Origin of the sequence: Bacillus rhizoplanae, assembly GCF_917563915.1 — a bacterium.
In the GTDB taxonomy this organism is placed as follows: domain Bacteria; phylum Bacillota; class Bacilli; order Bacillales; family Bacillaceae_G; genus Bacillus_A; species Bacillus_A rhizoplanae.
On sequence record NZ_CAKJTI010000054.1, the window covers coordinates 1 to 11713 of the forward strand.

The 11713-nt window shown below is 32.3% G+C and carries 9 protein-coding genes and 2 pseudogenes; 8 read left to right on the plus strand and 3 right to left on the minus strand.

Features of this window, described 5'->3' with window-relative positions; translation table 11 throughout:
* From LRP84_RS21745 to LRP84_RS21765, 5 genes and pseudogenes are all read left to right on the plus strand, one after another.
* On the plus strand, window positions 1-541 hold a 541-nt coding region (locus LRP84_RS21745; RefSeq protein ID WP_230576996.1), incomplete at its 5' end, for a DUF4352 domain-containing protein.
* 1008 nt (window positions 542-1549) lie between these two features.
* A complete protein-coding gene (locus LRP84_RS21750) occupies window positions 1550-2176 on the plus strand; it encodes a LysE family translocator (RefSeq protein WP_230576997.1) in 627 nt (208 codons plus the stop codon).
* 217 nt (window positions 2177-2393) lie between these two features.
* Window positions 2394-2675: pseudogene (locus LRP84_RS21755) on the plus strand (Tn3 family transposase); the annotation flags it as partial.
* A gap of 394 nt (window positions 2676-3069) precedes the next feature.
* Complete coding sequence (locus LRP84_RS21760; protein WP_001072294.1) at window positions 3070-3636, plus strand: TetR/AcrR family transcriptional regulator; 567 nt, start codon at window positions 3070-3072, stop codon at window positions 3634-3636.
* Between the two features lie 58 nt (window positions 3637-3694).
* Window positions 3695-5555 (plus strand): annotated as a pseudogene (locus tag LRP84_RS21765) (alpha/beta fold hydrolase).
* Between the two features lie 425 nt (window positions 5556-5980).
* Here LRP84_RS21765 and LRP84_RS21770 read toward each other — a convergent pair.
* Complete coding sequence (locus LRP84_RS21770) at window positions 5981-6700, minus strand: MOSC domain-containing protein (RefSeq protein WP_098311120.1); 720 nt, start codon at window positions 6698-6700, stop codon at window positions 5981-5983.
* A 212-nt stretch (window positions 6701-6912) separates the two neighbouring features.
* Window positions 6913-7197: a hypothetical protein gene (locus tag LRP84_RS21775; protein ID WP_230577002.1), complete on the minus strand. Its 285-nt coding sequence runs from the start codon at window positions 7195-7197 to the stop codon at window positions 6913-6915.
* Between the two features lie 401 nt (window positions 7198-7598).
* On the opposite strand from LRP84_RS21775, the gene LRP84_RS21780 reads away from it, so the two are divergent.
* A complete protein-coding gene (locus LRP84_RS21780) occupies window positions 7599-8378 on the plus strand; it encodes an alpha/beta fold hydrolase (protein WP_230576998.1) in 780 nt (259 codons plus the stop codon).
* A gap of 413 nt (window positions 8379-8791) precedes the next feature.
* Here the strand turns inward: LRP84_RS21780 and LRP84_RS21785 are convergent, their stop codons facing one another.
* On the minus strand, window positions 8792-10078 hold the full coding sequence (locus tag LRP84_RS21785; RefSeq protein ID WP_230576999.1) for a hypothetical protein: 1287 nt from the start codon (window positions 10076-10078) through the stop codon (window positions 8792-8794).
* A gap of 357 nt (window positions 10079-10435) precedes the next feature.
* On the opposite strand from LRP84_RS21785, the gene LRP84_RS21790 reads away from it, so the two are divergent.
* Together LRP84_RS21790 and LRP84_RS21795 are read left to right on the plus strand one after the other, a co-directional pair.
* Window positions 10436-11056 (plus strand): recombinase family protein, encoded by a 621-nt coding sequence (locus LRP84_RS21790; protein WP_230577000.1) that lies wholly within the window; start codon window positions 10436-10438, stop codon window positions 11054-11056.
* A gap of 99 nt (window positions 11057-11155) precedes the next feature.
* Window positions 11156-11713: protein kinase family protein (locus tag LRP84_RS21795; RefSeq protein WP_230577001.1), on the plus strand; the 558-nt coding region annotated here is incomplete at its 3' end.

The following is an 11713-nucleotide window of genomic DNA, read 5'->3' on the forward strand; positions in this document are numbered from 1 at the left end:
ATTACTTACTTTAAGTCTAGTATTTGTCAGTGTTACGGCTGCTTGCACACAAGATAAAAAAGATAGTGCAGTTGAAAATGGTTCAATAGAAGAACCAACTGCAAAAAATGAAAATAAAGAATTAATAAATTTTGAAGAAAAAGAAACTATGAGCCGCTTGGAACAAGGTATTTTATTAGTTGGTGAGAGTATTAAGGGAGGCTATTACTTGATCACCGTTCAAAGTGCATATTTAAATGATAGCAACGATTCTATCGTTGTTAATGTCTCTGTAAAAAATGTACGAGGTCAAATGATTGGACTATCAGAATTAAAATATACCTTAAAAGATGAAAAAGACGGTAAGGCGTATGAAGGAAAGGTGCTTGACCAAAACCCTTCTCCTTATGATATACAAGTTAAACCAAATGAAACGGTAGAATTGAAAATAGCTTTTGAAGTACCAGGTACCGCAGATGAATATATGTTTTATATTGAAAGCTCTTTAGACTCTCTAGAAACACACTGGAAAATTGATAAGCTGCAATCACCAAAAAACTAAGTCTAAATATAATTTGGTGGAAGTGTTCTTTAATATGAATTATATATTCGAAAAGTAAACAATGCTAATTCCAAGCGAGCGGTTAACTTTTTGGACAAATAATTTACTTCCGCTTTCGAGAATTATGTAAAAAGTAAAGCCGTCCTGATGGGCGGTTTTTTGTATTTTTTTTGCTTAGTATAGCTTTATAAAAAAGATTGATCATTTAAAATAAAGTTCGATAATTTATATCAAAGTTTGATTAAAAACATCTCTCCTCAACGATTAACTAGGGGAGATGTTTTTAATTGGGGTAATTCTGTTAGGATTATTATAGAGATTTTGAAAAAATGTACTTATAACTAACACAGCAGGTTAGTGGAAGAATGGATAATTAAATTATATAGTCCCATTCCCAAAACGTTTCTTACATAAATTCATTTATGTAAAGTGATATTTGACTAACACTGACTTTTCTGAACATTTGTGATATAATGATTATAGTTAAATAATTCGTATATTGAGCACTTACGAGTGTAACTGCAGCCCCATCTATACCAGTAGCAATAAGCTTACTCCTGTTAGCAATTGTATTAAGAATTATCAGCTTAAAAATATTGACGGGAGAGATGTCTATGAAAAAATTACCTAGTCTTCTAAATGCAAAATTCCTTATATCTGTTGTATCGGAAACATTTTGGACAGGAGTATCTGGTATCGCTGTAAGTGCTGAGTATATGAGCGAATAAGTTTTTAAAAAGAAGGTGTAAAAATCAAACTTTATACCTTCTTTTTTTGTTTCACTATATAATAAAAGAAAGCTATTGTTTTGATCAATCTTTATTCAAAACAATAGCTTTTTATATGCGATGAAATTAAGCCTTAATGCTGATTTTTAATCAAACTTTATTATAAAGCTACACTTAGCGTATATTTTCGTTAAAAAGTGGGTGGGCCCCCTATTTAATGTTTTAAGGAAAAAAGCTATACTATAAGCGAAACTAAAAATCAGAAAGGAAATACCAGAACATGGAAAATTATTTGCTATTTATCCTTACAGCACTCCTTATTATAATGATGCCTGGTCCCGGTTTTGCTTTAGTTACAAAAAACACTATCTCTCATGGTAGAAATGGTGGGATAAAGACCGTCTTAGGAACGGTATCTGGAATGATGATTCATACAATAATGGCTACACTAGGACTCTCTGCTATCTTAATGAAATTTGCTATGCTATTTACATTAATAAAATATGCTGGGGCATTTTATTTAATTTATTTAGCTGTAAAGTCAATTAAAAGTGCCTTTTCTAAAAAAGAAGATATGTCAGGTTCAGTGGAAATAAACTCTAAGGATATTGGAACGGTTAAAAGTTTTAGACAAGGATTTACCACGGCAATCTTAAACCCAAAAACGGCTGTATTTTTCCTTAGTTTTCTACCCCAATTTATTGTGAGTAATCAAAGTCATTTCTTCCAATTTCTTTTGTTGGGACTCACATTTACGACTTTGACAGCAATATGGTATTTACTTTATATCTCTCTAATACGTCAATTAAGAACTTTTTTAAGAAAAGAAAAGGTGAACCGTACAATAGAGGGTATTACTGGCACAGTATTATTAGTATTTGGAGTTAGGCTATTTTTCCAAAAATAAATATGTAATAGAGAGATTTTAAAACTTTCGGTTTTTCCAATAAATGAATCAATATAAAAAGTATGGCTTTCAAACAGTAAAAAAGTTAACAAACGGGTGCGTTTGTGGAATATGCTTTAATAAAATAACCAAACTTTTTATAAAGAAGTGAATCGATTATATTAAATAAGAACATGTTTTGATTAACATGTTCTTTATATTTGCCTCTATATCATGATGGTTGTTTTTTGGCCGCGATGGTATTATTACGGAAAACGATCCAATCGAACAAGAAAAACGTATTAAATACAATGATTTAATCACCAATTCTGTAATTTTTCAAAATGTAGTAGATATCACTATAATTTTATGACAACTAAAAAAAGAAGGTTATCGCTTTTCACGCCAAGATTTAGAAAGGCTAAGTCCTTATATGACTAGGCATATAAAACGCTTTGGGGATTATGTAATTGATTTACAGAAAATCCCCCAACCAATAGAAGAAGCAATCCCTTTATAAACTCAATAGGTCATGGTTGGAAAAAAAAGTAAGGCTATGACCTATTTTTACACGTATCTCGGCTGTACCCCATCACCATCAAGCTAATATTTTCATATCCCCCTAAATTAAAATTTTCTTTCTCTACAGATAGTTATTCTGAGAAGCCGCTCATTTTTTCGTTTTGGGGGCATTTCTTTTTCTTAAGTTGATGGGCATGTATGGTGACCCCTATTAGACGATAGTGAATTAACAATTTCGGGGTTCAGTTCAACTTTATTCAAAATAAGATTTTTTTGCAGTAAAATCAATGTTAGTGGAACTTTTTTAATCAAACTTTTTTCTAAATTAACATAAATACTTGCAACATTTAAATTAGTACTATATAGTTCTAGTTATGACAAAGGTAAAATTAATGAATCAAAAACGTGTGATTGAAGTAGCTGCAACATTATTTTTAGAAAAAGGGTTTGCTTATACAAGTATGGATGAATTAGTACGTGTAAGCAAAGTTTCAAAGTCTAATGTGTATTATCACTTTTCTAATAAGGAAGAATTATTAGAAGGGGTCGTTGATTATTGGATTGAAATGTATCAATCTGCAATTGATGACGTACTTTCTCAGAACCAATTTTTAGTTGAAGATCGTATCCAACTGTTTTTAAAGCAATTATCACAAGGAGTTCAGTCGAGAGAGTATAAGGGGAGCTGTCCATTTATTACTCTTTATATTCAAAGTCCTACACAGGCCACGCAAATAAAAGAAAAAATAGGTCTTTTTTTTACAGAATTACAAAAGAAAGTTTCTCTATTACTTAAACAAGGGGTAGAGAATGGGGAATTCAGAAATACGATTAATATTGATGAGGTTGCATCACTTTTTATTACAAATCTTGAAGGAGCGTTATTTATTTCAGAAACATTGAAGGATGCAACTGTAATCACGAAAACAGCAGATCATTTTTTTAACTTGCTTCGATAAAAGAAGCTTTTTTTTTACATCAAATTAGTACTAAATAGTACTAAAAAGGAGATTTTATATGAGAACAGTATTTTTAATTGGTGGAACAGGATTTATTGGAAAGCAATTAGTGAAAGAATTAGCCAAAGAGGATGTTAAAATTCTTCTTTTAGTGAGGTCGAAAAGTAAAGCAACACGCCTTTTTCAAGAAAGAGGCATCTTAAAAAAGGCAGTTATGCACTTTATTGAAGGTGATTTGACGAAAATAGATTTAGGTCTAAGTGCTGAAGATAAGGAGAGGATATTGAAAACGGATGTGATTATTCACGCAGGAGGCCCCATGGATATTCAAGTGACAAGTAAAGAGGCAGCTTCCGTATTTTTAAATGGCGCCAAACATATTAGTGAATTAGCTAAAAGTATTCATCAATTGAAGGGCTTGCAACAATTTATTCATGTTGTAGGTTATATGAGTCCCTTTGATGATAAAAATAGCAAGATTGCAATTGATGTGTTTAAAGAAGGAAACAATTATTTGAAAATAAAAAATCCATATGAGAGAACAAAATTTTTAGCAGATCTTTATATCCGTCACCAGGCATCAGCAGTAGGTTATCCGCTTTCTGTAATTAATCCGCCAACTGTAGTCGGTAGTAGTAAAACAGGGAGTACAGAGCAGATAGCAGGATTAGGTTTGCTTGTGATGAGTATGCGAAGAGGGCTCATGCCAGTGATTCCTGGAGGTAAGGGATATAGGTTACCACTTATTTCAAACGATGAGCTTGCGAAGTTTATTGTGCAGGTTTTCAGATTGGAGCAACCGACTATTCAAACATATACACTTGTTGAAGACAAACAGCACGATCAGAACATTGCTGAATTATTAAGTATTATGTCGGAAAGTATGAATATGAGGGCACCAAAAATCTCTGTCCCAATGCCACTTATGAAAGCAATTATGAATAGTGGAGTAAGTAAAATAACAAAAATTCCTTCTGATGGACTGAATTTTATTACAAAACGAAAATTTTCAAATGTTTCAGCGAAAAAAATTATGGGAGGAGATTGGTTTAAGAAGACGAGTGTAATGAAATTTTTCCCTGCCGTAGTAGCTGATCTGGATTATCGAATGATGTATCAAAATGGCCAGCATAATCATTTATTTAAACGAACATTATGCGATAACACTACCCTTTACCAATTACAAGGAGAGGGTAAACCGTTTATTTTATTACATGGTTTATTGAGTGATGGAGAGGATTTATTTCCTTTAGCACAAGAGCTTCATGAAAAAACTGGTCAACCTGTATGGATCTTGGATCTTCCAGGTTTGGGACGTTCTCCTTTTAAACGAGAGAAAAATCTTCTAGATATCTATTTGAATGTAGTGAAAAAGTTATTGGAGAAAGCTACTAATGGTGCACATCTAATTGGCCATTCATTCGGTGCGTTTATTCTTCTGGAAGCATTGGTACAAGAGTACATAGATAAGAAGTATTCAATCACTTTACTTCAGCCACCTGTTGCTAAAAAAAATGCTAAATCGCTAAATGTTCCTCAATTTATGAACAAATGGACATTAAAATTGGCAACTACTAATTTGATAGGGCGTTATTTATTAAGTAATGGTTTGTTTGAAAGTACGGAGAGCATCCCTGAACATTATATTGAAAAAATAAGTAACAGTTTTACTTCTCCTAGAATTTTAAATACTACGGTTCAGCTTAACAGTTTACTACTGAAAAACGATCAAGGTGATTTCAATGAAGTAACAAAGTATAATCTTCACATTATTTGGGGGGATTATGACAGAGGCTATTCTGCTCCATCGCATCTTGGTAAGGTTGATTTATTTTGTTCCATATGGCCATCATTTTCCTCTTAGCCATCCGAGTGAAACGGCAACATTAGTAATAAAAAATAGTAATACTAGCAGATGAGAGTGTGGGATAAATAAAAAGTGTGTAGTAAGATCGTTGTGTCTTTGAAATAAAATCGTACTGTTTGGGGTCCCACCCTATGCCCATCAACTTAAAGATTTTATAACACCCCAAAACGAAAAAATGAGATTTTTATTACAAGTAAGCACAATTTTTCGTTCTGGGGGTAGTTGTATTTTCTTAGCTTGATGGTGATGGGGTACCGCCAGCAAATTAGAAAACCCTATGTTAAGCAAAAAATACAATAAGCCGTCCATTAGGACGGCTTTACTTTTTACATAATTCCCGTTAGCGGAAGTTAAAAATTTTTAGTTTCTCATCAAATTAAGGATTTTATAAAGTTTCCAAAATACAAAAATCACAATTGGTGCTATGGATTAGCGATCTATATCATCCTTAGCGTACAGAATCAGTGTTATTGAAGATTATTCTAATATGATAGAATCTCCAACATTTACTTTTCCTGGTTTTATAACTGATGCATAGACTCCAAAATGATTATTTCTTTTTTGTACAACAGTTTTTAAGAGAGTCTTTTCCAATGTTAATGTGTTGGGATCAATGGTAATAATCATGCAGCGTTCACAGTGTCTTACTATTTCTAATTCTACTTCCCCTATACGTATACATTTTCCAAACCATGTATCTTCTACGAAAGGAATATTTTCATATAATGAGAATATCAAGTTTGGACGAAATCTCCTATGATTCACATCTTGTCCCCACATTGTCCCCATTTCTTGTAATGACGTATCAGTCACAATTAATACATGTTCTTCTTCAATTGCACCTAGAGGTACTTGTTGAGGTGAGTATTGTATACCTTTAATTTTACGATTTGATTTTTGTTCTAATTCTGTAAGTAATTTTTGATTTCCCCACTTGTATATTTTTCCTTCAGGAGAAACGATTTTGATTGGTGGATATGTATCCAAAGATTCTTCTCCTATAAAACTCGCTGTATAACCAATCATTTCAGGAAGTTGTGTTGCGGTTAAATACTTTCCTGGTCTTGTTTCATCTAAAAAGGCATGGCTTCTATCGCCATATAAGCCATAGGATGCAATGTAAGTTTGTTGAACATTTTCTCCGCGAAATGACTTTATTGGATGTCTTATAATTTCTTTTAGTTCTCCAATTATCATATCTTTACCCCTTTTTTACTTAATCTTATCTCTTAATTATACAATCAATTGGAATTAGTTACCTTATGAATATAGTATTCATGCTTGGTTAACATAACGTCTCATTATCGGGATTCAATGTATTTAGAAGACTATTAAAAGTCCTCCAGATTATTTAACTGGGGGACTTTCGTGTTCACATAATTATCGTTAGCGGAAGTCATTTTAAAATTCTATGTGTCGATTTTTTCTTTGCCCTTGCGGATAAACCACCATATCAAAGCTACAAGTAGTATGAGGAGCGGTATTGCCTGAATAAAGAGAAATCCTCCCCAAAAATCAAGTTCAGTACTATCTGGAGAGTCTGTTGCCATCACACCTATAAAAAAAGCCACTGGAATTGTGAATAGATTTACCCCTAAACTGACCATTATGAATGTTAGATTTTTATCCTTAGTTTTTGGTGAATCAGACTTGAAGAATTCGAATATTGCAATGCCAATTATAAAATACAGTATTAGGGGTCACCATATCATTTCGGGAAAATTGTACGTTTAGACACAAATTGGACACAAATCAACCGATTCCTTGTACGTTAAGGAATCGGTTATTGATGTTGAATTCCAAGTAATTAAAATAGGATTTAAATGTACAGAGATAATAAAGTTGTTTAAAAAATGCCAGTCATGTTATTCAACAATCGGGCCATTTAATGGAATAAGAATCTCAAACAAATTTGGTTATTTATGTAATCGTTGGTTTGGAGTTTGTGAAGGATTGTACTTAAACTAAATGCAGGATAGTTCAATAAATCCCGTCCTTTTTCGCTTCTCTGTCCTACAACTGGTATAGGTACTCATTTATGTTAACCAAAATGAATATCTATTGTTGAAACCATATTAACTAGGGAGGAATCTTCATGGGATACTTTGTTACTGTAGAGCCAGGTGTGAATTTATATGTAGAAGATATTAACCCGGGGGGAAATAAGACCATTGTGTTTTTACATGGTTGGCCGTTAAGTCATAATCAGTTTGAATATCAGTTTAATATTCTTCCTGCTATGGGTTACCGCTGTATTGGTATAGACTGGAGGGGCTTTGGTAAATCGGATAAACCAATGAGTGGCTATACTTATAACAGACTTGCAGATGATATCCGCACATTAGTTGGTACACTTCAATTAAACAATTTTACTCTCGTAGGTCACTCTACCGGTGGGGCTATCGCAATTCGATATATGTCTCGTCACAACGGTTTTGGGGTATCAAAGCTTGTTCTTATTGATGCGGCCGCTCCAACTGGATTTACCGCAGAAACTGCTAATAACTTTCTTAAAGAAACCTTAAATGACCGGCCTAAAATGATGCAGGACGTAACAGATGGCTTTTTCTTTCAGTATATAACTAAACCATTTTCGGACTGGTTTTTGCAAATGGGATTACAAGCAGCAAGTTGGTCGACAGCTGCTATTATAATTACATTAAGAGATGAGAAGTTGCATGCGGATCTTCCAAAAATTAATGTCCCTACTTTAATCATTCACGGCATTCATGACAAAGTTATTCCATTTACACAAGCTCAGGAACTAAACGAAAAAATAAGAAATTCAAAGCTTGTTCCGTTTCAATATAGTGGTCATGGCCCTTTCTGGGAAGAAAGTGACAAGTTTAACCAACTATTGACACAATTTATTTAGTTAAAATTTTAACCTAAATTCAAATTAAAGGAGAACGATAGCACAATAATCGGGTACCCCTTACGGACAGTAAAATATTTGCTGTAATTATTAGACTCGATACATTATTCAACTAAAGGGCCGCAATTATAATAATTATCTTGATCTTCCGCAATCGGGCGCTATTGTTGAATAAACCTTAGATTTTTAAACGACTTTATTGTTATATTTTTGAGTACAGTGAAGTATCTCATATCGAAAATTAAACAACTATATTTTAACCCCGCCCTAAATTTAGAACGGGGTTATGCTTGTTTTAGGTTTTAAAATTAAATAACTTTATTGTCTTTTTACATCATGTTGAATTCAAGTGAAATTGGAGCACGTTCAAAACTACAAAAGATGCCTTCAATTATTGAAAGCATCTTTTGTTATTAAGCATTATCTTCTTTCGAAAACTTAGTTGCTAGTGAACAAACAATGTATAAGCAATATAACTGAAGGTATAATATCACATAATTTTCCTCAGCAAATTCAATTAAATATTTCTCTGTTATAATTTTCCCATCTTTAAAAGTTAATTTTTGGTCAATAGAATCATAATCAACAGAAGAATGATTTATAGCATTTCGTATTCTATTATTGAGAACAGTTAGGTCATTGTATCTAGAGACATCGGAAGATATCATTTTTAAGTATTGAATTCTTATTCCAATTGTAGCTTTTGAGAATCCTTTTAATGAAGTAGTAGCCTTCACTAAAGGTTTATCAGTACTATCCTTTACAAAGTTATTAATATCTTTTCTAGTATTAATATTATCAATAGCAGCAATTAAAGGCATTATTTTCCCAAGTATTTCATAGTTTTCAGCATAATTTTTTAACAAGGTCTTATAATTAGCCGTACTTAAACCATACTGTTCTTTTATTACTTTAATATCCCTATGGTTGTATGTTTCGGATGTAATCGTAGGGATAATGTCAGGAATAATCTTTATTGAAGAATAGATGGCGTTAGTCAATAAATTAATGTAGCTAGGTAAACTGTCTTGAAATGAGTTTTTAAACTTTTGAAATTCAACCTTATTCTCGTACATTTTATAAAGGTTATTTTTAATATCATTAACCTGAAACTTTTCCTCATTTAGATCTAATAAGGGTTTGATACTATTTGTAATTGCACGGAATAATATATTATATCTATTAGTTTTATAATCATTTGTAAACTTTTCTTCCTCCATATTAAAATCACTAGCTAATTTCCCGAATTCTGAATACACATATTTAACGTTATTTTTATTACTTAACACTAGATTGATAAGATTTTTATAATGGTTGACATGTTGGTGGATATCATCAGCTAGATAAGATGCTAGCCCATTCATATCTTCTATATAATCACAAAAGTTTCGTATGAAAGGGGTTGGAGTTCCGAAGGTATAATCTTTAAGCAAAGAAATTTTATTTTCATAGAATTCGCTAGTTAATTGCATAAAGTATCCTTCTTTAGATTTTAAAATATCACCCGAATAATCCACTAAATTATCAAAATCCCAATCTAACTTTCGCTCTTTATTATTGACATTAATTGTTCCTTCAATCATTACCCCGCAAGTTGGACACTCGAAAGAAAAATGATTTTTCTCTACATAACCAACTTGATATTTTAATAAATATGGAGTTTCACAAACTTTACACTTTTTTTCAAAAATTTGGTTCATAGTCCACACTCCTTATAAGATCCTAATCAATTTACCACAATTTGCATTATTTATTCTATTATATAGGGAATTAAATTTAAAAGCATACCCTCACATATCAAAACCTTTCTCACTAAATTTCAAAAAAGTTTCTATCTCCACCTTCTCAGTAGGTACACCTTTTGATGCATTTTTTAATTCTATGTATTTAGTGTTAAGTTAATCCCTTAAGTTATCTGTAAAAGTATACCTTTACAGATACATAGAAAACTATAAAAACCCACGTCTGTAAATATTGATTTCTCACTTTACAGACATCTGTTTATTTTATATACCTTTACAAACATAATTGGTATAATTACCAATGAGGTGTAGCATATGAAGCATAAAAAATTTGGATATGTCCGAGTTTCGAGTAAAGATCAAAACGAAGAACGACAAATTCAGAATATGAAAGATTTAGGAATAGAAGATCGAGATATTTTCATTGATAAAGAATCTGGAAAAAATATGGAGCGAGAGAACTACCAAATGTTAAAACGTCTCGTTCGTACAGGGGATACCATTGTGTTTGATTCCTTAACAAGACTTGGAAGAAATATGAATGATACATTAGAAGAATTTAGATACTATGAAAAGCATAAAGTGAATTTACAATTTATAAAGGAACCGTATATTAACGTCAATTACACTGGTGAAAGTACAAATGACGTCATTCAGAGCGCAATTCAAAAAGCAACACTTACAATATTATCAGCCTTTGCAGAAAAAGAGCGAATCGATATTAAACAACGTCAAGCTGAAGGAATTGCTCTTGCCAGAAAACAAGGTAAACATTTAGGACGTCCTCCTGTCGAAATAACAGAAAAATTTATTGAAGCTTATAAGGAATGGAAATCCGGTTCAATTACAGCAGTAGGAGCTATGAAAAAGTATGACATCAAACGATCTTCATTTTATAAACTTGCCAAACAGTATGAGGAAAGAATGAAAGAATAGAGAGACAAAATTTTAATTTGTTAAGATAGTAATTGAGGTAGCACCAACATTCGTTAAAATGTGGGTGGGACCCCTTTTAACAAAACCGGAGTGGAAATGATGAGTATAAATAGTTTTGTGGGATTGATAAAGGACGAATTATTAAAAGAGGTAAGCATAAGAAGTGAGGATGAATTCGAGCCTGTAGTAGTTAAAGATATTCCTAGACTTTGGAAGTGTTTAGGGACAGGTAATTATGCCGCAGTATTTATGCACAAAGAATACAAAGATTGGGTAGTGAAAGTTTACGTGCGAGAAGGAGAAGGAATTGAAAAAGAGTCAGAAGTATACCGAAGAATCGGAAATCATCCTTCTTATTCGAAGCTTATATATAAAGGAGAAAATTTCATAGTATTGAAACGTTTAAAAGAAATTACCTTATACGATGCTATTCATAAGGGGATTAAAATTCCTAAGCAGGTAATCCTTGATATCAATGAAGCTTTAGAGTATGCAAGGGAACAAGGATTAACTCCTTGTGATGTTCACGGGAAAAATGTGATGATGGAAAACGGAAGAGGATATGTAGTCGATGTATCTGATTTCTTAAAAACAAAAGAAGATAGTAAGTGGAGAGACCTAGAAAAGGCATATTTTACATTTTACTTGCCTTTCATT

What these genes read in the sequence shown, in the direction of transcription:
- LRP84_RS21785 (WP_230576999.1), bottom strand. Translation starts at nt 10,078, where the DNA reads ATGAACCAAATTTTTGAAAAAAAGTGTAAAGTTTGTGAAACTCCATAT.
- LRP84_RS21750 (WP_230576997.1), top strand. Translation starts at nt 1,550, where the DNA reads ATGGAAAATTATTTGCTATTTATCCTTACAGCACTCCTTATTATAATG.
- LRP84_RS21780 (WP_230576998.1), top strand. Translation starts at nt 7,599, where the DNA reads ATGGGATACTTTGTTACTGTAGAGCCAGGTGTGAATTTATATGTAGAA.
- LRP84_RS21790 (WP_230577000.1), top strand. Translation starts at nt 10,436, where the DNA reads ATGAAGCATAAAAAATTTGGATATGTCCGAGTTTCGAGTAAAGATCAA.
- LRP84_RS21770 (WP_098311120.1), bottom strand. Translation starts at nt 6,700, where the DNA reads ATGATAATTGGAGAACTAAAAGAAATTATAAGACATCCAATAAAGTCA.
- LRP84_RS21760 (WP_001072294.1), top strand. Translation starts at nt 3,070, where the DNA reads ATGAATCAAAAACGTGTGATTGAAGTAGCTGCAACATTATTTTTAGAA.